Below are 22,039 nucleotides of genomic sequence, written 5' to 3' on the forward strand. Positions count from 1 at the left end.
AACATATGTTCAACTGCGAAAGAATTTCGATTAAAGATATTGTTTACATAAATAATTTCAAAGATGAACCACCCGGAAGCCATGCTGTTTATCCGACCGATTCTGCCTACTATTATCAGCTTTTATACAAATCAGACGGCATGGATTATGTTACATTCAACGGCAAAACCGTGTGTGAAAAGCAAGGTGATATCCGATTTTTGCCCAATCCTGCACTATTCAAACCTGCACCCGAGTATTATGTTGATTTTTGCGAGATGGGTGAATGCATCAATATAGCCTTCACCTCCGATTCCCCGCTTCCCTCTGAATTACTTGTAAAAAACTACGGCACGCATCCCGATTTTAAAATATTATTTTCAAAAATTCAGAAAATCTGGTATTACAAGCACAGCGGCTGGTATGTAAAATGTATGTCTCTGCTGTACGAGATTTTGTGCAAAATACAAACAGCTGAAACGGAATATTTGTCTTCAAACACAAACAGCATTATTACCCCTGCAACCGACTACATCGATGCGCATTTTACAGAAGTGAATATCGATTGCAGACACTTAGCAAAGCTCTGCAATGTAAGCTACACATATATGTCCAAAATATTTGTTAAACGCTTTGGTGTTACGCCGAACAAATATATTATGATGAAAAAAATTGATTATTCCTGCGATTTATTAAACGCTCAATGCTACTCCATCGGAAAAATAGCAGAAATGAGCGGTTTTGTAAACACCTACTATTTCAGCAGAGTGTTTAAAAAACTGATTGGTGTGTCTCCTACCCAATATGCAAAAAACTTTCATCCAAAAGCATAACGAAAAATATGTAAAAGCATCCTGCAAACAGCAGGATGCTTTTACTGTTATTTACACACTTCTGCTCCGAGAACATATTTTCAATAAATATGCCCTATCCCACAGCCCGGTGTCAACGAGCGGCAACAATATTTTCTGCTTTTTGTATTTCCTCTCCGCCTGGTAATTCTAAAGGCAAACGATTTTCCATATCCAATGCCTCATATTTTGAGCCTGCATAGTTATGGTATGGTAATACGCGAACCTTTGTCACATTTTCAAGGTCTTTTAAAAAATCAGCAATCAGATTCATTTGATTATCATTATAATTTGGCACATAAGGTATCCGTACCTCTATTGATTTGCTGAAAGAATCTATATATTTTAAATTATCTAAAATCAGTCTGTTGCTTTGTCCTGTACATTTAACATGTACATCTTCATCAATGGCTTTTATATCATATAAAAATGTATCGGTATACGGCAACACCTTATCAATGCTTTCTTTTGCTGCAAAGCCGCATGTATCTACCGCTGTGTTAATACCTTCTTCTTTTAGACATTTTAACAGATTTGCACAAAAATCTGCCTGCATAAGACATTCTCCGCCCGAGAGTGTTACCCCTCCGCCGCTTGTTTTATAAAAGTCCTTATCCTCAAGCAATAGCGGCAAAAGTTCGTCAACGGTCATTTCTTTTCCGTAAAATTTCAGTGCTTCACCGAGACAAACACTTTCGCATTTTCCGCAAGCAACACATAAGTCTCTTTCAAAACTATGACCTTCTTGTATGATTTTGTGTGCTCCCGACGGACACACAGAAACACATTCACCGCAATCAATACACTTATTATCGTAGAACGCCAGTTGCGGTTTAAAATCAATGCTTTCGGGGTTGTGACACCATACACATTTTAGCGGACAGCCTTTGAAAAATACCGTTGTTCTTATTCCGTCACCATCGTGTACCGCAAAACGTTTTATATCAGAAATCATTGCTTTCATTGTATATTCTCCGCTCTCAAAATATAGGCATCCTGCTCTTTTTTGCTCATATTATTCCAAAGTGTATTCCATCCGCAAACACGCACCTGCAAATTCTGATATTTTTCAGGATTTTTTTGTGCATCACGCAAAGTGTCTATATTAAAAATATTAAACTGAATCGACTGACCGCCTTTATTAAGATAGGTCATAAGAACAGCTTTTAGAACCTTTAATCCATCCTCGCCTTCAACTGCACTCGGATGAAGCATAACATCAACACAAAACGATTCATGATAATCAGACGGAATAAGATTGGTTGCTGATTCTATTAAAGCCGTAATACCGTTTTTATCCATACCAACTACCGGACTTGCATTTTTAGACAATTCTTCGCCTTTTAATCTTCCGTCCGGTAAGGCACCTGTCTTTTCGCCCTGCCGTATAAAAGCACGAGCTGAATGAAAAATAGCTTTATAAACACCGCCTCTACCATTGGGCACATTATTTACTTTATCGGCAAAATAGCTTGCCATTGCACCGGCATAGGTATCAGTAAGCTTATCGGTGTTTCCGTATTTATGGTTGCTTTTTTTGATTTTTAATCGCAAATTTTCATACCCAACCCAGTTGTTTTTAAGAACATTTGTCAATTCTTCAAGAGAAAGCTCTTTTTTGTCAAACACAAATTCTTTTACAGCCATAACACTGTCAACCGCACTGGCAAAACCACAGTTAAGCATAGCGTTATTATTGAACTTAACACCACCACCGTATCCGTCTTTGCCGTTTTTCAAAGAAGTTTCAATCGTTGCAGAGTACATAGAAGAAGGATTAACAAATGCCAAGAATCTTTCGGCATCATTAGTGATTTTCATGCTTTGCTCAATGAGATATTCCCATTGCTTTAAAAAGGCAAAATAAAAATCATCAAATGTTTTGATTTCAGATATTTCTCCAGTTTTTATGCCAACCTGTTTTTTAATTCCATCATCATAGCCATTCGTGAACACAAATTCAACCGCTTTTGCTGCATTGACATAGCCTGATGTAGAGCAAACTTCATTTGCTCTGACTCCTGTTTCATAGCATCCTCGAATATCATAATTTATTGCTTCCTCAAACGTTGCCCCATAACCCATAACAGCTTTTATCATGGTAGGTTCACAGCAAAATACAATGCTTGCGTTTTTTCGGCGAATCATATCAAAAGCCTTATTTAAGATTTTTTCGGGTGTATTTCTATTTATCTTTAACTGTATTTTCGGATTGTATATTTCGAGCTTGTCATACACATCAAGTATTTCATAGGACAGCTCGTTGTACTTTGTGTTGCCGTTTAAATCGGTGCCACCCATATAAAAGGGCTGGCCCCAATAGTTGCCTATGGCAGACCACTGCATAAAAAAGTAAGATAAATAATTTCTTATATCCTCTTTTGTGCATTTCCCCGACTCCAGATCATTGTTATAAAATCCGTACAACGTATTATCAAGACCGTTGCCTAGAGAACGAACCTGATAACTGTCTATTGATTCAGATATTATAAAAAATATATAAATAAGCTGTAATGCCTCATAAAAACAAGTTGGATGTCCATCACGAAGATTTTTTAAACACTCAGCTATTTGAGGTGCCTTTTCAAAGGTAAATTTGCAAGCAGTACGATACATTCTGTCAATCAAATCAATGATTGCTGTATACTGAATTTCAATGCCATCGAAAAATGCCTCGGTTTCTTCGGTCATAGTTTTTTTAATGTGCATTTTACGGTATTCTCTTGCTCTTTCACGAATGCCAACAAACCCTAATTCCATTAAAGATTTCCAGTCAGGAACAACATGATCATAGTCTGTCCATATTGTTACTGCACCTGAATTGTTAAAATCATTGGCGCGCTCAATAGTTTCGGAATTTCTTAAGGCGCGTGATTCTTCTCCCCATTTTTCAAAGGTGCTTTTATTCGCTAAACGATTGAGTGAATAAAGACCCACAAAATAATCGTGTTCATTGATATATAACCGTTCATTTTCAAGAACATATTTAATGGCTTTTGCTCTTGCAATCGGGTGAGGTAAGCCTTCGTTCTCCCTTGAAAGCTGTTCAAGCCCTTTCAATAATTCTTCATCACAAAGACCGCTTTCTTTTATATATCCCGTTCCGTGATATGCCATACGGGCAAAAGCATCGAACGCTTTTTCAGGATCGTGATATTTTCGCTCAATAAAATATCTGTCTGCAGAATTAATCATACAATCTCCACCTTTCAAGTACATTTTAGAACAAAAAGAAAGAAAAAACAATGAAGAAAAAGAAAAACTTGACTTTTTAGAAACTAAAATATATAATAAAAATGGTGATTATATGATTCATTTTATGAAACAGGATTTTATTATTGATAAAATTGAACTTGCATGTTTGGTAAAAGCCGGAAAAGGTTCAATGATTCACAAAAACAGAGCAAGTCATGGATTGGCTCTGTTTTTAGGGGGTGAGAGAACCTTCTGTTTTGATGAAAAAATTTTTAAGGTTACCAAAAACACAATCGTGTATTTTCCAAAAGGTTCAAACTACACAATTAAAGAAAAGGAGACTTCCGATTGCTATGCAATCAACTTTCAAATGCCTGTTAATATGAAATTTGAGCCATTTGTATTTAAAATAAAAAATCTTAACACATATTTGGAAAGCTTTAAAAACAGCCGAAAAATATGGAATAAAAAATCTACGGGTTATTTTTCAAAAGTTAAAGCAGAGCTTTACAACATAATTTACAATATGCAAGCAGAATATGTTATTCCATACAGCAATTCTTCCGTCATTCAGCCTGCTGTTGAGTATATCCACGAAAACTATTATAAAGAAAATATAAGTGTTGTGCATCTGGCTTCACTCTGCAATATTAGTGTTGTGCATTTAAGGAACTGCTTTATTAAGAGTTTTGCCGTATCGCCCGTTAAATATATAAATTCACTTAAGTTAACGCGTGCAAAAGAGCTAATTGAGTCAGGAATGTATACCGTTGGCGATGTTTGCTTCTTATCCGGCTATAATGATGAAAGCTATTTTTCCCGTGAATTTAAAAAGTCTTTTAAAAAATCACCAAAAGAATATGCAAAAGCATCCCGCAAATAGCAGGATGCTTTTGTTGTTATTTGATTTTCTCTGCCTCACCCAACATATTCTCTATAAATATCCCATAACCTCTCGTCGGGTCGTTGACAAAAACGTGGGTAACTGCACCTATCAGTTTGCCGTTTTGAACTAAAGGCGAACCCGACATGAGTGATGTCAATGAGGGACAACAAATTTTATGCCTTGGTTACAGATGTACTTGTTTTTGAGGCAATATAATCAATTATTTCATTGATTTGTCCATCTGTTTGCATTGGAATTTCAAGCGGTTGTTTTCCTAATGCCAAGTACTTATTTTCGCCAAAAGCGTGATAAGACTCTATTTCTATTCCGATAATTGATGTAAGAGTATTTGCTAGTTCACATATTTTGTCATAGTTTTCTTTTCTGTCATTATACCACGGAATTACAGGACAGCGAAGAATTATATCTTTTTTCAACTCATTTAGTAAAGATAAGTTTTTCTGTATCAGTATATTATTTGCTCCGGTATAAGATTTATGTAACTTTGGATTACTTTCCTTAAAATCAAACAGAAACAAATCGGTGTATTCTGCAATTTATTTTATTTTATCGCTATCGGCAAAGCCACAGGTTTCTATAGCAGTATGCAGATTGTGTTCTTTTGCTTGACTTTCGGGATTATGACACCATTCACAACGCAGAGGACACCCTTTAAAAAGCACGGTTGTACGTATGCCCGGTCCGTCATTTACGCAAAATTTCTGAATATTGAATATTTCTCCTGAATTATGATTCTTCATATTCTACTCTTTCTATAAATTCCTGCTTTGTTTTTTCTGAAAATCTGTTGAAATAATTACTATATCCACCGATACGGACAATGAGATTTTCGTGGTTCTGTGGGTTTTTAACAGCGTCTTTTAACATCTTTGAATTTAGTGAATTTACCTGCATTTGCAATCCCCCATTAAAAAGGTAAACCTTTATAAGTTCAGCAATTTCTTTTTTATTGTTTTTTACCATACTTGTGCTGAAATTTATATCCAGAGGCTGACCGCCGTAAAATGTGTGCTGAGGAAGTTTGGATGCCGACAAAATCAAAGAGGTAGGCTCTTTTTTTCTTACACTGTTTGATGCACCTGCGTTTTTGGCAAAAGGTGTACCGGAAAGTCTACCGTCAAAGCCTGCACCCCAACAATTCCCGTAACTAACATTTGCATCAAGTGTATGCAATGACGGACAAAATACTATGTTGTCGTGATTTTTGCTTCTGATTACTTTCTGAAGTATTTCCGCAATTTTTACCGCATACAAATCCGCTTCTGAATTCTGACCGAATTTGGGGCATTTAAGTATATCTTCTCTTATATTTTCATATCCGTTAAAATTATTTTTAATAGCTTCGCATAATTCAGACAGTGTATATTTTTTCTCCTGAAACACCAACTTGTCAATAGCACAAATACCATCGGAAACATTTATCATGCCCATACACTCAACAGTTACATTATGATATTTTGCTCCGAATACTCTATCGCAATGCTTTTCTATACATCCTTTTGTTAGAATGGACACAAATGGATCAGGGTCTGTTTTTTCGCTAAACGATGCTTTAGCTTCATATGATTTCACACAAATATCAAACAAGTATTTTGTTGATTTCTCAAAGAATGCATATAACTCATCTATATTTTTAATGTTGGAAATACCGGGTACAGTAAAATCTTTATGTACAATTTTTCCGCAATTGACCGTTGCCTCCAAAACTGCAGAAACAGAAAATACGCACCCCCACATACTGTTAAACTCTTCTCCGGCCAAGCTTATTCCCATACAGCTGTTATTTGAAAATTCTTTTGCTATATCATGCGATATTCCTTTTTCTTCAAGAGCATTTATGCAGGAATTCACACCATAAAATGTGGGTTGTCCCATGGAAAACAGCTTTTCGTCAATAAGCATATTCCAAATGTTTTCAGAAATGTTCTCTGATATCTTTGCACCAAGAATAGGTCCCGGCATCGAAAATTCTTTCTGACACTCTATGATAAGTTCAGAAAGTTCGTTATATTCAGCACCGACATTCAAAAGGCAGGCACCGTCTGCATAGTTGTTCAGGAGCTGATAAAAGTTATAAAGTATTTGCTGTGCCTCTTTTTTTGTCATTCCATTTGACATGGATTTTATATAGTACGGATATACATATTGGTCAAATTTTCCCAGCGAAATACTGTACCATGCATTTTCAGCAAGTGGTAGCAAAAAGTGTATGATCCATATTGATTGAATTGCTTCTCTGAAATTACGAGCAGGATAAAAGGGAACCTGCAAAAGAGCATTTTTTATGATGCTTGCGTTTTTTAAATTTTCATTTTTCTCTGCCACAAATATCATTTTTTCCACAAATAATTTTGTAGATTTCAAAACATCATTCATTGCTGAAAGATATTCATTATCGGGTGAATTTTTCAACTCATTCTCTATTTTTTCCTGATATGCCGAAAGTCCGTTGTTAAGAATGTATTCATAATCCACAAGAGTATGACCTTTATCTACATTAGTTGAGCTTCCGTAGAGCCTGGGAGCGTCAATAATTTTTTTGACATCTTCATTTAGTATGCTGTCAGAAAACTGTTTGTTTTCGTAATTGTTAGTGTTATTGAATTTAAACCACCCGAAAATCTCATCATCATCCGTCAGCTCGAAAGACAGATTTTCTGTTTCCAGTCTGAATATTTCAGATGCTCTTTTTACGGGTGATAAATTGTTTAAATAGTCATAGTGTTGGTTTGTTACATAATTGTATATAGAATAATCACATAAACTCAATATTAAATCATTCCTTTCGTTTCTCAGTTCACCCGTTCGATTACAGCATCTTGTATTGTTTCGTCAAGCCTTGTAAACTGCGTACTGTAACCGCTGATTTTGACTAAAAGTTCTTTATGCTCCGACGGATTTTCTTTCGCTTTTTTCAGTAAGTGTGAATTTACTGTATTTATTGCAATATGATACCCTCCTGCTTTAAAAAATGTTTTAATCAATGTAGCAAGTATATTTTCTTTTTCAACTTCTTTTTTATTCAAGCTAATCATAACGGGACACCCATTAGGAAAATATTGTACAGCTACATTTGCACACGATAACAAAACCTCTGTTAAAGTATCGGTGTGAGGTGTAGCACATGGCATAATACCATATGACAACAGTTCTCCCTTTTTTCTTCCGTTAATTGTTCCGCAGTAATCTCTCTGCCATATATCAGCAGTAAACCAAAATAATGCCGGCAAAGAAACAATATTATCGCCCAAGGGATGCTTTTGAATTACATTTCCAATAAATTCAGAGATATCCTTTGTCAGTAAATTGCTCTCATCACTGTTAGAACCGTAGTGATTTTCCAAGCCCACTATTCTGTTATATAAAGAATCATCTTCAAAATTTTTTTCGGCTTGTTCGATAAGATAATGAATAGTTGTATAATCCTCATCAAACACAAGCTTTTTTATGGTGTATAGACTGTCAATCAGGATACCGATTCCTAAAATATTTATTCCAAATAAATATTTTTCACGGTTTAACACACAACTTGCAAACGGAGATACTCTATTCATATCATAATTTGCAGTATTCTTAAATTTGGGCAGCAAAGTGTTTGCATAATAATCTGTAAAATAGTTTTTGAACGAATCAAGAAAGTCTTTGAATGAAGAGTAAATACTTTTTTCCTCCAAAAACTTATTGAATGAATCATACAAGTTAAATGCAGTTGCAACTGTGTTGGAAAATACACCTTGTGGAGTTGCTTCATAACAACCTACAATTCCGTAATTTGTTGCTGTTTCATCATCAACCCCCAACATTTTCAATCCTTCAATGATAACAGCATCGTTAAAATACGCCGGCATACCTCCGCCTTTTAAAACAAGCTCGGTCGCTTTATCAATAATATCGGTACTTGTTGTTTTTGACACCCTTAAGGCAATGGAAGGCTGACGCATATAAATTTGAGTCTGTGCCTCTATAAATAATGCAGTCAATTCGTTTTCAATATTACCGCCTACGGTCAACATGGTTGATTCATCACCCTCAGAAACTTTTATATAAAATGCCATTATAAGTTCTTTTGCTTCTTCAGGAGTGAGAATAGAATTCTCTATGTCTCTTTTATAATACGAATGCAGGTAAGAATCCATTCTGCCAAATGATATTGCTGCACTGCCTGCTTCTGTTTCCAGAAAACACTGAATAAACCAAACGAATTGCAAAGCCTGGCGAAAGCTTACAGGTGGATTTTCTGATATATATTCACAATCGCTTGCAATGGTTAAAAGTCTTTCTTTGTCATCACACTGTGATGATTCGGCGGATTGCCTTGCGATTTTTGCGTATGATTTTATGTATTCCGCAAAAGCATTTAATGTTGTTTTTATGCTACGTTTATCTGTACTTGTACAAACTTCTTTCAATTTTCCTTTGATGCCCTTTTTTAAAAAATCTTGAAAATCAGCTATAAAATGTCCTGCATTTCGGGGGGTGACAGTATTTGGTATATTTGACTGCCACCTCCAATGCCAGTTTGTCCCAACGATACATTCTTTTTCGTATATTTCAGCCGGAAAAGATTTTGCAAAATAAAGATAAAAATTACTATATAAACTCCACTTGTTTTCCTTATCAATTTCTTTATCAGAGATATATTCCTTATAAAGATTGCAGACTAACTCCTTGTGTAACATTCTTTTTTGATCAAACATACACAAATGTTGATTTTTTAAAAAATCCAATTTATTCACAAATAGCACCTGCCTTTTCTGAATTTCCTAAATTTGCCGAAACTTCATCAGCAATATTTTTTAAATGCTTAAATTTTTCCCGGATTAAAGAGTCGATACCATCATAAAGCGTCAGGCTTGAAATACCAATAGTTGCTACTACATTTCCTGCGTAATCAAAAACAGGTACTGCAATACAAATTATGCCTTTGGCAAACTCTTCATTATCAATAGCAAAACCTGCTTTTTTTATCTTATCAGCTTCAATAATAAAACTATCAAAATCCGTAATGGTATTTGTTGTTCTTTTGTCAACCGGAATATTAAAGTAATTCTTTATCTCATCTGTATCGGAATAGCTTAGAAGGATTTTACCGGGGGCAGAACAGTTAAGTGGGTATTCTCCACCTATACACCCATTAATTCTGACTTCCTTTGTGGAATCATAATGTAAAAGATAAAGGACGTTTCTTTCGTTTTTAACCCCAAGATAGACAGAATCACCAAGCTCATTATTTAACTGTTCTATGTAAGGAGTTGCAATTTTTGCAATGCTGTTATTATTAACATAACCTGATATAAGTGAAAAGGGACGGAGCGTTAATCTGTATTTTTTTTGAGTATTATCACTCATATAAATCCAATTTTTCTCGAGCAAAGCTTCCAACACCCTTGAAACAGCATTTTTATTTATATTAAGAGCATTGCTAATATCAGCAATACCGATTTCATGGTTTTTCTTTGAGAAAAATTCTATTATTTCCAAAGCGTAATCTACAGCAGGAGCTTTAGACAACTTTATCACCTCGTAATATATTTATTCTACAATTATAAGTATATCACATAAAGATATATATGTCAACAAAAATGCTCACTTATATAAAACAAGTGAGCATTTATCTTATTTGTTTTTCTCTGCTTCAGTTAACATATTCTCAATAAATATCCCATATCCCTTGGTCGGGTCGTTGACAAAAACGTGAGTAACTGCACCTATCAGTTTGCCGTTTTGAACTAAAGGCGAACCCGACATACCACAAACGATACCGCCGGTCTGTTTTAAAAGCGACGGGTCTGTGACCTCTAAAATCATACCTTTTGTGGTATAGAGACTGCTTTTGATGACTTTTTTGATATTTACGGTGTAAGGCTTTACTTCATCGCCTGAGACGGTGGAATAGATAACCGCCTCCCCTTCCTGCACCTCTTGGTGTGTGGCAACGGGAATTTCCAAGCCCTCAAAACGTAAAAACTCAAAATAAGCCCCTGTTTTGCTGTTGGAAAGCATTTCACCGAGATAGCCGTTTTCGTCTGCAAAACTGCCGTTTAAAGCCCCGGCTTTGCCGTTTTTACCTTTATCCACAGATGTAACGTATGCTTTATATGCGCGCCCCCTTGCAGGTATAAGCATAAGTCCTGTTTCTGTGTCTGTAATGCCGTGTCCCAAGGCTACGGCATGATTGGTTGCAGGATCAAAGCATGTTACTGTACCGAGTCCTGCAATGGAATCTCTAACCCATATACCTGCTCTGTAAATACCGTCTTTTCCTACAGCAGGTTCTAATCGGATATTTAAGGATTCCTTGCCCCGACTGACCGAAAGCATCACTTCTGTTTTGCCCTGCAGGCAATCTGCAAACTGTTCATAGGCTGTAATATACTTACCGTCCACATGCGTGATATAGTCCCCAACCTTAAGACCTGCTTTTTTAGCAGGTTCTTTTTTACCGTCCGTGGTTTCAACGTCAGACAATTTCAGCACATGTATGCCTTTTGTATACAGCTTTACACCAATTACCTGCCCGCCTAAAACAACCGTTTTGTTTTCGACTGACGAGACCTGCTCAGCAGCCGAAACTACAAAGAGGCGGGCAACTGCTGCAGCAAGAACAGCGCAAGTAAAAATTTTAACCGACTGTTTTTTCATTTTCCCACCTCACGCTATTATCTTAAGCAGAGGCGCACAAAAAATGCTGAAATTTTTTACGCCTTAAAACAGTTTTTTGAATTTATTCCAAAGCTCAACGCTTTTAAACTTATAAACTACTTTTGAAGAATCGGATGTAACCAGTTCGTATTCTTCTTTAGATAGCACTTTTTTCATTTTATCCCGATTGGTTTCGGTGCTTAAATCAGAAAAACAAAGAGGCGGATACATCACACACCACCAGTTTTGTCCTTTTGCGTTTCCGATTTTTATTTTTAACGCAACATACTCACCTGCAGGAAAAGTAATACCGTCATATTCCTTTGTCGGGAAGTTTTCTTCACAAAGTTCGGCTTTAACATCCGTTTTAAAGGTATGTCTGATGTCTGATTCAATTTGGGGAATATTCCGAAACACTTCTTCTAACGCTTCTGTTCTGTTTTCTGCCGACAACACTTCCCCATAATTTTTCAAAACAAAATCACGAATTTGTAATTTTTGTGCCTGATCTTCTTTAGAATCGCTGTTTGCGATTATATGCAGACGCACTATAGAATCCTTCAGACCGCCGTGCACGGTTTCTAAATGCATAACACTCAAAAAAATAACCAAAATAAAAACAGCAACCCGGACTTTCTTCATTTTATCACCTCAGAAAGTAGGATTGCCGTTATTTTTTACTTTTATACTATTGTATTTTTAAAATCTCGTTTTGGTCACTTCTGCATAGCGGACAATTTTACGCAAAGCATTTCTGGCTTTATACGCGTCCTTCATATTTTCAAAAATACCAAAAACGGTCGGACCGCTTCCGCTCATAACCGCGTTAATAGCACCGCACTCTTTCATGATACCTTTGATTTCATTAATGATGGGATGCTTGTTTGCCGTAACCAACTCCAGAACGTTAGAAAGTTTAGATGCAATGCACGGAATATCTTCGTTTTCAATAGCGGAAATCATCCCGCTCGTGTCCGGATGCTCTATAATTTCCATAGCATCAATTTCCCTGTACACCTCAGGCGTGCTTACACTGAAATTCGGCTTTGCCAGCACAAGAATCATGCGTGGCAGGTTTGCAATGCGTTCCAAATCACAGCCAATGCCTCTCGCAACCGCAGTGCCACCTAAAATACAGTACGGCACATCTGCACCGATTTTTTCACCGATTGCCATCAGTTTTCTTTTGCCCACATTGGTTTCGGTAAGCTTGTTCAGTGCTTTCAAAACACCTGCTGCGTTACAGCTTCCACCTGCTATTCCTGCTGCCACCGGCAGATTTTTTTTGATATGAATCTCTACCCCACACTTTTTACGGGGAAACGCCTCAAAAAAGCACTGTGCTGCCTTATAGGCGGTATTCCGGTTATCGCAAGGCACATAAAATTTATCCGATGTCAAACGAATTTCATCATGGTCATCCGTTATGGTAACGGTAACCTCATCAAACAAAGAAACCGTCTGCATAATCATTTCCACTTCATGATATCCGTCCTCGCGCACACCCAGAACATCTAACGTCAAATTGATTTTCGGATATGTGCGCACCGTCATGCTTTTCATGCTTTCAACTCCCTTAAAATGCGGTTTTTGGATTTTGTAACTTCGTAAACAGCCTTTTCTATATCCAATGTTTTATATTCACCGTTTTCATAAACAACTGCACCGTCTATCATGGTTAAGATTACATCTTTTCCGCTTCCGGCATACACCACATTGTTTAAAACATCATGTACCGGTTGCATAGAAGGTGTACTTAAATCAAGAACAATCAGGTCAGCTTTGTTACCCACCTTTAAAGCACCGCAATCGGTACGTTTTTGTGCAAGTGCACCGTTTAAGGTTGCATATTTCAAAACTTCTTTGGCAGGGGTTACGGTGGGATTGTATCTGACGCCTTTATTCAAAATAGCACAGAGCTTGATTTCTTCAAACATATCTAAATTATTATTGGAAGAACAACCGTCTGTACCTAAAGTAATGCGTATACCTTTTTCCTGCATTTTGGGAATGTCAGCAACACCGCTTGCAAGTTTTAAATTGCTTACGGGATTGTGTGCCGCAAATACACCACAGGAAGATAAGATATCCATATCCTCCTCTGACAGCCATACACAATGTGCCGCAACGGTATGATTTTCAAACATGCCCGCTTCATAAAAATAACGAACGGGAGACACACCGTATTTTGCCACACATTCATCCACTTCCGTTTTGGTTTCACTTAAATGAATATGCACCGAACAGTTGTTTTCTTTGGCAAATTCCGCAACGGCTTTTACAATATTTTGGTTGCTGGTATACACCGCGTGTACACTTTTTTCCACCTGAATTCTGCCACCGTTTGCACCGTTAAACTTTTCAGACATTTCCATCTCTTCCAGATGATTGCGGTTTTTCTCAAAGGGTGTATCATCAAATGCCATTAAGCCGTTGGAAAGATTCACTTTAAAACCCGTATCCAAATGGGCAGACAGTACGGCATTCATGTGCCCGTACATATCTGTTACCGAAACAGTACCTGTACGCATCATTTCCGCATCTGCCAAAACAGTGCCCCAGTAACAGTCATTATCGGTCAACTTGCCTTCAAAGGGAAAAATATGGTTATTAAGCCATTCCTGCAAATTCATATCCTCGGCATATCCGCGCAAGAGGGTCATAGGCGAATGTCCGTGCCCGTTGAACAAGCCATTCATCAAAAGCTTATTCTTTCCGTCGTACACTCTGCCGAAATCAGATGCGTTTTGGGGCATACTTTCCCCGATATAGGTGATTTTTTCATTTTGCACACCCACATACATATTTTCTTTTCCGTTTAACGCATCATCTATGATGGTAATGTTTTTGAATAACATAAAACGCTCCTTTAAAATTCAAGCAAAAATATATTGCCCGCACCGTCGCCGTAATGGCAATCATCACCTATAAAATCAATCATTTCCGGCTCGTAGATATACCCCATCTCCAGCAAATTCACATATAAAATCTGCTCTTTTTTGCCGGGATCAATCACGCGGATTGCAGGTATTCTTTCCTTGTTACTTTCAAAACCCTCTGTAGAATAAATCAACCCCTTGTGGCAGGTTGCACCCTGAATAAACTGATGATATGGACAGTCAAAATAATCCAAAATATCTTCTTTAGTTAAAACCACTTCGGGAATGTTTAATTTTTCGTCTGTTGCACCGTCAGTCACAGCAGGAAGTCGGAATGAAAAATAGCGGGTTGTTCTTGTTTGGTCACGCATTACAAACGCGTGCAAAATATTCTTTTCGGTATCTATTACAAAGTTCCCGTAAGGTCGAAGGTCCTTTTCGGTCATCCAAAGTTCTGTGTCGGTCACAAACCCCACTCTTATTTTCTGCACAAGTGTGGTTTTAAATTCGTTGCCGTCCCTTTGCAGACGGTACACAAGACAAACACCTTCCATACGGTCTGCCTCATCCCGACAATTATTATACATATTGGTGTAAAGGAGCGGAAATTCGTCTCCATCTTCAAAATATGTATTACTAAACATTACCGCGTTGTTGTGCGGCTTGATTTCATCACATCTGTCCAGGAAAAATTCGGAAACTTTTTCAATTTTGCCGTCTGAAAGATTTGTTGCATCATATACTACACAACGACTGCTTGCAAAAAAGTCAAACAAAAAACCATTATAAAATACGCCGTCCTGACGGCCTTTTTCCACCTGCACAAGTTTTGTAATTTTCATTTTGTATTCCTTCCTTAGATTCAGCAAGTAATCTTGCCCGGATTTAATATATTCTTTTCATCAAACACCTTTTTAATGCCCTGCATCAATGCAATCGGTGTGTTGCCGTACAAATCTTTCAGGTATTCTTTTTTAGCATAGCCGATACCATGCTCGCCGGAAACCAATCCTCCAAGTTCTTTTGCCTTTTCATACATACGGTCAAACGCAACGGTAAGCACCTTTTCCCAATCCGACTGCTCCAAAGCATCGCGGCAGATATAGATATGTAAATTTCCGTCGCCTGCATGACCAAAGCTCGGGATACGGACATTCAATTCTTCTGCAAGCTTGTGGGTAAATTTAATAAATTCATCCACTTTATTTACGGGGACAACTACATCGCATTCGTCCATTTCGGTGGTAGATGCTTTAATTGCTTCCAAGAAAGCACCGCGCGCCGACCAAACAGCTTTTTTCCGCTCTTCGGTATCTACAATGTACACATCCAGTGCACCGATTTCCAGACACAAATCCGCAACGCATTTCATGTCTGCTTCCACCTGCTCATCGGTATTGCCGTCAAAGGTCAGCAAGATATAGGCATCATTTTTTGTATCAGGAAATTTTTTACCCAGATAGCTTTCGGAAAATAAAATGGTGTCGCGGGACATGTATTCAATTGCTGTGGGTGTTACCTTGGTGCGGATAATTTTCGGGACCGCTTCAATGGCACTTTTCATATCCGGGAACGGAACCAAAAGACTTACCGAAACCTTTGGCAACGGCACAAGCTTTAATACCGCTTCTGCGATAATGCAAAGGGTACCCTCCGAGCCGATTACCAAATCCTTTAAGCTGTAGCCAGAGCTGTTTTTGGCAACCTTACCGCCCAAAACAACAATTTCACCGTTGGGCATAACAACTGTCAATGTGCGCACGTAATCACGAGTAACTCCGTATTTTACCGCACGCATCCCGCCTGCATTCGTGGAGATGTTTCCACCGATGGTAGCAGATTTCTCACCCGGATCAGGCGGATATAGAAAATCATTTTCCTCTGCAAAAGCCGCAAGCTCCATTAAAAGCACACCGGGCTGTACGGTAACAGTCATGTTTTCGGTATCTAACTCCAAAATTTTATTCATCTGTGTGGTTTCCAGCAAAATTCCGCCTTCCACAGGCACTGCTGCCCCTACAAGACCGGTACCGCTTCCACGCACCGTTACAGGAATGCTTCTTTCAAAGGCGAGCTTCATAACAGCGGAAATCTCTTCGGTAGAATGCACACGAACCAACACTTCGGGCATTTTTTCAATACTACCCAATTCATCATGAGCATAGTCGGGACTGATAGCATCTCCGTAAAGCACATTTTCTGTACCTAAAACAGCACTAAGCTTTTGAATATCTTCGGTCGTGACCTTATTATACATTTCCCTGCACCTCCTTAATCTTTGCAATCAATTGCGGTACGATTTCGTTTACATCCCCCACAATTGCATAGTGTGCCACGTCAAATATCGGGGCGGATTTATCGCTGTTAATCGCAACAATACATTCTGAGGATTTCATACCTGCAGCAAACTGTACCGCACCCGAAATACCAAGACAAATAATAAATTTAGCATTTACCGTTCTGCCCGATAACCCAATCTGGTGCTTTGCATCAAAGATATTGCTTTCAACCAACGGTCTGCTGCAGGCAACTACACCACCAAGCAAAGAGGCAAGCTCTTCTGCCATTTTGCGCATGCCTTCACCCGATGCACCTCTGCCGATTGCAACCACCACATCCGCTTCGGAAATATCAATGTCGGTGGGCTTGTTTTCGGAAGATAGAACTTTGATTGCAGAGATCAGTTTTTCGGATGCAATTTCCATTTTAACAATTTCACCCGTTGCGTTTTGTGACGGTTCAGGCTCGGAAAATACTTTATAACGGGCTGTACAGAACTGCGGTCTTGTGTCAGGCGAAATAATTTGCGCCATGATGTTACCGCCAAACGCCGGGCGGATTTGTACAAGATCGGTATTTTCTTTCATTTCAAGCACGGTGCAGTCGGCAGTAAGACCTGCTCTGCATCTTGCGGCTACTCTTGGCGCTAGCTGTCTGCCTAAATTGGTTGCACCCACAAGCACCGAGGACGGTTTGATTTTTTCAATAAAATCACAAAAAGCCGCAGTGTACGGTTCAATTTTAAAATCTTCAAAAGCCGGGTTGTCATAAACAAACACCTTGTCTACACCGTAGTGTAAAAGCTTTTGAATACTGTTTCCTAAATTGTTGCCGATTACAAGTGCATACACCGGATGCCCCGTAACAGTCGCAAGTTCTTTCGCTTTTCCGCAAAGCTCGTATGTAACGCGGTGAATCTTATCTCCGCAATGGTCTACATAAACCAAAATACCGCGCCATAAGGATTTGTCTACCGAAGCTTTTACTTCTTCAACATATTCAATAACGCCGTTTCCTTTTTTAACACACATTTTGCACATTTTGCATGCAGAGGAAATGTCTAATTTTCCATCTGTATAGGAAATCGCCGAGAAGGGACATAACGCGCAAAGTGCTTGTGCGTTTTCTCCGGTAACCATATTTTGATTGATAATCAGTTTTCCCATTTTTCTCGCCTCCTATATCAGCTTTCGTCCGCGAATCAGTGAAAACAGCGCCTCGGTCTGTTCTTCTGCTGAGCCGGTAAACGCACATTTTTCCGTATTTTTCTCAGGTGGGAAAATACGTTCTACCTGGGTTGCAGAACCAGAAAGTCCGTAGTTGTCCGGATTTTTGTCTTCAAAATCGTCAAAAGAAATAAATCGAACCATATCATCGGTTACGGTTTGCTTTACTTTATAGGACGGCAGGCGCGGCGAATTGATATCGCCGTCAACAGACAGCAGGCAAGGCATTTGAACGGCCATCTGCACATTTTTCTCGTCCAGCGATGCGGATAAGGTGATTTCATTGTTTTCAATTTTTTCAATAGACAACACATTTGCAACATTCGGAATGTGCAAAAATTCAGCTACTTCTGCACCAACCTGTGCGGTATCACCGTCGGTGGTCTGCTTGCCGCAAAGAATCAAATCAAACTTTCCAGCCTTACGGATTCCCTGCGAAATGGTGTATGCTGTAGCAAGTACATCTGCGCCTGCAAATTTGCGGTCGCTCAAAACCGTACCACACTTAGCACCCATGCAAATGGATTCTACAATCACAGTCTTTGCCTGTGGCGGTCCCATGGTAATGGTTTCCACCGTTCCGCCATATTTTTGTGTGAGTGTTAATGCAAGCTCAATTGCATATAAATCATACGGATTCATTTTGCTTTGTACACCGTCTCTTTTCAAAACGCCGGTCACCGGATCAACCTCAACATTCGATGAGCCGGGCACCTGCTTGATGCATACCAGAATATTCATTTTACCCCTCCTGTTTGTTTTGCCTATCTTTCTAATTTACAGTATACCACAACTGAAAAATAAAAACAATACAAAAACGCGACAAAATTGCCGCGTTTTTTTGTATATTTTATTGTCTATCGAACTTTTCGATTTGTTTAAACATTGCTTCATCCGAAGCATAAGCTTTATCACCGATGATTACAAATCTGTCGGGCACCCAGGTTACAACCTTACCCAAGCCCTCGGAAATGGCACGGACAGGTACTAAAGTTCTGTCATTTTCCACATATGCCGGTGCGTCCAATTGTACTTCGTTGCCGTTTACATACATCTTGTCACTGTTGACCTTCAACACCACCTTGTTTCCGCTTAATTCAATCACAATTTCTTCGGTAGCATCAATATAGGAAACCGTTGCACCTAAGGATTCTGCGATAAACCGAACAGGCACCATGGTTCTGTCATTTACGGTTTTGGGGCGTACATCCGGGTTGTTTGCATCCACCGAAAGCTTTTCGCCGAAAGTCCATACATAGCGGTCATTCAGTTCTAAAATGAGCACCTCCTCGATGTTTAACATATCCACAGACGAAATTGCCGCCGCAGAAGCACGAAGCAGACCGCCATACTCTTTGTCAATGGTAACTGTAACCTTGTCGCCTGCTTTCAAAGCTTCTTCGCCTAAAATCATCCAGCCTGCATCTCCGGTTGTTAAATCTATGCCGGTTTCGCCCTTCTTTTCGCCGTTTACACTATAATATACATGGCAGTTTTTGCCGGTATTATCGTGTATCAGTTTAAAGAAGCGGATATGATATGTGCCGTCTGCAGGCACCTCAATTTCAAAGGATGCAGATGCCGGACCGTCTTCCTCATAGGAATAACAGGTTTTACTGTTCAGATAGCCCGCAAGAGAGCTGTTATTCCATTTTCCCTCAGATGTAAAGCCTGCGTCGTGAATGGTCTGCACATACATTTCACCCAAGGATACATTTTTGAATTTGGTGGTATACGGAATATGTTTTTCCACCACTTCGCCACTTGTTGCATAGAAGCTCGGGTTATCCATCAGCATCCACTGTCCTGCTTTTGCGTCCGAAATAATTTCAATTTTTACATGATTGTCTTTTACCACAACGCCGGGCAGTTCAATTTTGGTCATCTTGTCTGTCTGCGGAATAGCCACTTCCATAGTCCTGTCTCCGTCAAAGCCGGAGATTACCACTTTGGATTCGTTCTGATCGCCGGAGGACATTACATATGCCTCAAAGTTATATGTAGCATTGGGAATATGATAAAGTCTCTGATAGGTGGTTACCTTGTAGTCCTCTTCGGAACGATGTGCCAGTACATGGTTGCCGCCTACCGCATATTCGTCATTTCTTTCCAGTAAGCTTGCATCGATACTTCCGGTTTCGCCCCAGGCAAGGGGTGTTTGCAAAGCAACCGGAGTTGTACCGAATTCGGGATTCTGATTGTACTCAAATTCACTTGCGCCAAGCAGGTTAATATCCTTTAAAGGCATTGCATAGTAACGCACATAATCAAAGGAATTCACTTGAGGTAACAATGCTTTGTCCGCCTTTGTATCACCGGTTTCCCAGGCAAGGGATGTAATCCACAGGAACTGCTGCGCATAATGAAGCTGTGCTTCTTCACCGTCTTTACTCCATACCAGTTCGCCATCTACATAAAAATTCAGGCGATTAGGCAACCATTCAAAAGCATAGATATGCTCTACACTTGTATCAAAGCCTTCCATAATCTGATTATAAAAGCCCAGCTTTGCACCGATTGGACAGTAGTAGTTACATGCCACATACGGACGGTCGGAGTTGAATTCAAAATCAATTTCCTGGGTATGAATTTTACGGAAATCCTTTGTGTATTCACTCGCACTTCCACCATGTAACCAGAATGCAGAGTGTACACCGCCGGTCACATTCATCATACTTCCTTTAAATTCATAGTAGCCGTAACCAAACAGTTTATTGGAAATGATACCACCACCGGTTATGGTTTCGGTACCGTTTATATTTTTATATTCAATATCATGATACATTCTGCCGTCATGGGTATAAACGTTTGCCGCTAAATTCTTGCCCCCACTCTTTTCATCCAGACGGTAATGCCAGATGTCCTGGTCAATGGGTGCATCAAATTCGTCTGCAAACAAAAGGGTGTACTTGTCATTGGGTGCACCGGCTATCTGCTTTAAGCTATCCTCCCTTGCACCATCTGCCACATACGGCTTAACAGGTGTTCTCGGGTCTACCGGAACATCCTCAGTTTTCACAACCTCCTGCACCTCGCCTGCAGCTTTCTCGGTAGGTACGATTTTAATGGCGCTACCGCGGACAATACCGACATTATTGGTAAGAATAACCGATTCATTGCCATCACCTTTAAAATCATAAACACCCATCAGACTCCAGCCTGCTTCTGTGTTTGTGCCATATCTCTGCTTTAAGGTTAAAGCATCTGTTTTACCATTGTGTTTTACCGTAAGGTCGATGTTGCTTATATTTTTAGTATGTGCCATTACCCAGAAATACACTTCGTAATTGCCTTCCTTAACAGAAGGTACTTTAAAGGTCATGGTTTTGCCTTCCCCTTCGGAATATATGTGACCATTACCGTCATAACCCGGAACTGCACTGGATTTTTTCCATTCACCGGTAGTTTCGGTATACGGGATAACCGTTTCATTTGCAAAGATTTCTGTTGTAAGACCTTCCGAAAGCGCAGGTTTTGTCTCTTCGATTACAGGGGGTTCGATTTTTTCATCTTCCTTTTCAGGTGCTGCCGGTACATCGCTTACCGCATCATTGGTGGGCACAAGCTTAATGGCACCTGCACGCATAATCCCGCCGGGATGGGTTGTAGATGCCTTTTCAGCGCCGGACCCTGCAAAATCAAACACACCGCAGTCTACCCAGCCGGGTCCTGCCGTTTCACCTTCGGCAAGCTTTGCACTCAATTCTACTGCAGACACTTTTCCGTTGTGACTGATGTCTACCGTGAATTTTTTACACTCTTTCACATGTGGCATAAGCCAGTAGAATACACGATAGTTACCTGCTTTAATATCTTGAATCAAATAAGTCGCGGTATCCCCTTTGTTGCCGGAATAAATATGCTGTCCGCCATCATAATTTTTTACCGCGCCGGATTCCTTCCACTCGCCTGTGGTTTCACTGACCGGAATAATAATTTCTCCCGATACTGTTTCAACAGAATAAGCATATTCTGTTGCAGCCGATGCCGCAAGCACCGAAACACTTCCGCACAGCATGCAAAACACAAGAAGTAAGCATATTGTTTTTTTCATCGTTTTATCCTCCATTTGCTGTTCTT

The 22,039-nt window shown here is 39.2% G+C and carries 18 protein-coding genes and 1 pseudogene; 2 read left to right on the forward strand and 17 right to left on the reverse strand.

The genetic code is table 11. The features are described 5' to 3' along the window. The first annotated feature begins 5 nt into the window (after positions 1-5). Entirely contained in the window at positions 6-812 is an 807-nt protein-coding gene (locus IJE10_03860) for a helix-turn-helix transcriptional regulator (GenBank protein ID MBQ2967243.1), read from the forward strand. Positions 813-924: 112 nt separating this feature from the next. On the opposite strand, the gene IJE10_03865 is transcribed toward IJE10_03860, so the two are convergent. Both IJE10_03865 and IJE10_03870 read right to left on the reverse strand, forming a co-directional pair. Beyond that, positions 925-1,794: a glycyl-radical enzyme activating protein gene (locus IJE10_03865; GenBank protein MBQ2967244.1), complete on the reverse strand. Its 870-nt coding sequence runs from the start codon at positions 1,792-1,794 to the stop codon at positions 925-927. Next, a complete protein-coding gene (locus IJE10_03870; GenBank protein ID MBQ2967245.1) occupies positions 1,791-4,025 on the reverse strand; it encodes a hypothetical protein in 2,235 nt (744 codons plus the stop codon). The genes IJE10_03865 and IJE10_03870 overlap by 4 nt, the downstream gene beginning before the upstream one ends. Before the next feature lie 124 nt (positions 4,026-4,149). Here IJE10_03870 and IJE10_03875 point away from each other — a divergent pair, with 124 nt between their 5' ends. After that, a complete protein-coding gene (locus IJE10_03875) occupies positions 4,150-4,908 on the forward strand; it encodes a helix-turn-helix transcriptional regulator (GenBank protein ID MBQ2967246.1) in 759 nt (252 codons plus the stop codon). A 16-nt stretch (positions 4,909-4,924) separates the two neighbouring features. Here IJE10_03875 and IJE10_03880 read toward each other — a convergent pair. From IJE10_03880 to IJE10_03950, 15 genes and pseudogenes are all read right to left on the reverse strand, one after another. Next, positions 4,925-5,056, reverse strand: a pseudogene (locus IJE10_03880) (SpoIVB peptidase). A 28-nt stretch (positions 5,057-5,084) separates the two neighbouring features. Continuing rightward, positions 5,085-5,450 (reverse strand): hypothetical protein, encoded by a 366-nt coding sequence (locus IJE10_03885; GenBank protein ID MBQ2967247.1) that lies wholly within the window; start codon positions 5,448-5,450, stop codon positions 5,085-5,087. An 18-nt stretch (positions 5,451-5,468) separates the two neighbouring features. Beyond that, on the reverse strand, positions 5,469-5,672 hold the full coding sequence (locus tag IJE10_03890) for a 4Fe-4S cluster-binding domain-containing protein (GenBank protein MBQ2967248.1): 204 nt from the start codon (positions 5,670-5,672) through the stop codon (positions 5,469-5,471). Continuing rightward, positions 5,659-7,701 (reverse strand): DUF3029 family protein, encoded by a 2,043-nt coding sequence (locus tag IJE10_03895; GenBank protein MBQ2967249.1) that lies wholly within the window; start codon positions 7,699-7,701, stop codon positions 5,659-5,661. The genes IJE10_03890 and IJE10_03895 overlap by 14 nt, the downstream gene beginning before the upstream one ends. Positions 7,702-7,724: 23 nt before the next feature. Continuing rightward, the gene (locus IJE10_03900; GenBank protein MBQ2967250.1) at positions 7,725-9,668 is read right to left on the reverse strand and encodes a hypothetical protein; all 1,944 of its coding nucleotides are present in this window, start codon (positions 9,666-9,668) and stop codon (positions 7,725-7,727) included. Then, the gene (locus IJE10_03905; GenBank protein MBQ2967251.1) at positions 9,661-10,443 is read right to left on the reverse strand and encodes an IclR family transcriptional regulator; all 783 of its coding nucleotides are present in this window, start codon (positions 10,441-10,443) and stop codon (positions 9,661-9,663) included. The genes IJE10_03900 and IJE10_03905 overlap by 8 nt, the downstream gene beginning before the upstream one ends. 105 nt (positions 10,444-10,548) lie before the next feature. Beyond that, on the reverse strand, positions 10,549-11,574 hold the full coding sequence (gene spoIVB / locus IJE10_03910) for a SpoIVB peptidase (protein MBQ2967252.1): 1,026 nt from the start codon (positions 11,572-11,574) through the stop codon (positions 10,549-10,551). Positions 11,575-11,637: 63 nt separating this feature from the next. Continuing rightward, on the reverse strand, positions 11,638-12,216 hold the full coding sequence (locus IJE10_03915) for a stage II sporulation protein R (GenBank protein ID MBQ2967253.1): 579 nt from the start codon (positions 12,214-12,216) through the stop codon (positions 11,638-11,640). Positions 12,217-12,273: 57 nt separating this feature from the next. Further along, on the reverse strand, positions 12,274-13,137 hold the full coding sequence (locus IJE10_03920) for a 4-(cytidine 5'-diphospho)-2-C-methyl-D-erythritol kinase (protein ID MBQ2967254.1): 864 nt from the start codon (positions 13,135-13,137) through the stop codon (positions 12,274-12,276). Further along, a complete protein-coding gene (locus IJE10_03925; protein MBQ2967255.1) occupies positions 13,134-14,432 on the reverse strand; it encodes an amidohydrolase in 1,299 nt (432 codons plus the stop codon). The genes IJE10_03920 and IJE10_03925 overlap by 4 nt, the downstream gene beginning before the upstream one ends. An 11-nt stretch (positions 14,433-14,443) precedes the next feature. Further along, positions 14,444-15,295, reverse strand: coding sequence for a hypothetical protein (locus IJE10_03930; GenBank protein ID MBQ2967256.1), 852 nt, complete (start codon positions 15,293-15,295; stop codon positions 14,444-14,446). Between the two features lie 20 nt (positions 15,296-15,315). Then, on the reverse strand, positions 15,316-16,710 hold the full coding sequence (locus IJE10_03935; GenBank protein ID MBQ2967257.1) for an FAD-binding oxidoreductase: 1,395 nt from the start codon (positions 16,708-16,710) through the stop codon (positions 15,316-15,318). After that, complete coding sequence (locus IJE10_03940) at positions 16,703-17,899, reverse strand: electron transfer flavoprotein subunit alpha/FixB family protein (GenBank protein MBQ2967258.1); 1,197 nt, start codon at positions 17,897-17,899, stop codon at positions 16,703-16,705. Before IJE10_03940 ends, IJE10_03935 begins: the two co-directional genes overlap by 8 nt. A gap of 12 nt (positions 17,900-17,911) precedes the next feature. Further along, positions 17,912-18,700, reverse strand: coding sequence for an electron transfer flavoprotein subunit beta/FixA family protein (locus IJE10_03945; protein ID MBQ2967259.1), 789 nt, complete (start codon positions 18,698-18,700; stop codon positions 17,912-17,914). A 109-nt stretch (positions 18,701-18,809) separates the two neighbouring features. Further along, positions 18,810-22,013 (reverse strand): family 16 glycosylhydrolase, encoded by a 3,204-nt coding sequence (locus tag IJE10_03950; GenBank protein MBQ2967260.1) that lies wholly within the window; start codon positions 22,011-22,013, stop codon positions 18,810-18,812. Positions 22,014-22,039 lie beyond the last annotated feature (26 nt).

The organism is Clostridia bacterium (assembly GCA_017410375.1).
Taxonomy (GTDB): Bacteria; Bacillota; Clostridia; order RGIG6154; family RGIG6154; genus RGIG6154.

Coding starts and splice junctions, on each gene's coding strand:
- spoIVB (MBQ2967252.1), bottom strand. CDS start 11,574: ATGAAAAAACAGTCGGTTAAAATTTTTACTTGCGCTGTTCTTGCTGCA.
- IJE10_03890 (MBQ2967248.1), bottom strand. CDS start 5,672: ATGAAGAATCATAATTCAGGAGAAATATTCAATATTCAGAAATTTTGC.
- IJE10_03865 (MBQ2967244.1), bottom strand. CDS start 1,794: ATGAAAGCAATGATTTCTGATATAAAACGTTTTGCGGTACACGATGGT.
- IJE10_03915 (MBQ2967253.1), bottom strand. CDS start 12,216: ATGAAGAAAGTCCGGGTTGCTGTTTTTATTTTGGTTATTTTTTTGAGT.
- IJE10_03860 (MBQ2967243.1), top strand. CDS start 6: ATGTTCAACTGCGAAAGAATTTCGATTAAAGATATTGTTTACATAAAT.
- IJE10_03935 (MBQ2967257.1), bottom strand. CDS start 16,710: ATGTATAATAAGGTCACGACCGAAGATATTCAAAAGCTTAGTGCTGTT.
- IJE10_03875 (MBQ2967246.1), top strand. CDS start 4,150: ATGAAACAGGATTTTATTATTGATAAAATTGAACTTGCATGTTTGGTA.
- IJE10_03950 (MBQ2967260.1), bottom strand. CDS start 22,013: ATGAAAAAAACAATATGCTTACTTCTTGTGTTTTGCATGCTGTGCGGA.
- IJE10_03940 (MBQ2967258.1), bottom strand. CDS start 17,899: ATGGGAAAACTGATTATCAATCAAAATATGGTTACCGGAGAAAACGCA.
- IJE10_03925 (MBQ2967255.1), bottom strand. CDS start 14,432: ATGTTATTCAAAAACATTACCATCATAGATGATGCGTTAAACGGAAAA.
- IJE10_03870 (MBQ2967245.1), bottom strand. CDS start 4,025: ATGATTAATTCTGCAGACAGATATTTTATTGAGCGAAAATATCACGAT.
- IJE10_03945 (MBQ2967259.1), bottom strand. CDS start 18,700: ATGAATATTCTGGTATGCATCAAGCAGGTGCCCGGCTCATCGAATGTT.
- IJE10_03920 (MBQ2967254.1), bottom strand. CDS start 13,137: ATGAAAAGCATGACGGTGCGCACATATCCGAAAATCAATTTGACGTTA.
- IJE10_03930 (MBQ2967256.1), bottom strand. CDS start 15,295: ATGAAAATTACAAAACTTGTGCAGGTGGAAAAAGGCCGTCAGGACGGC.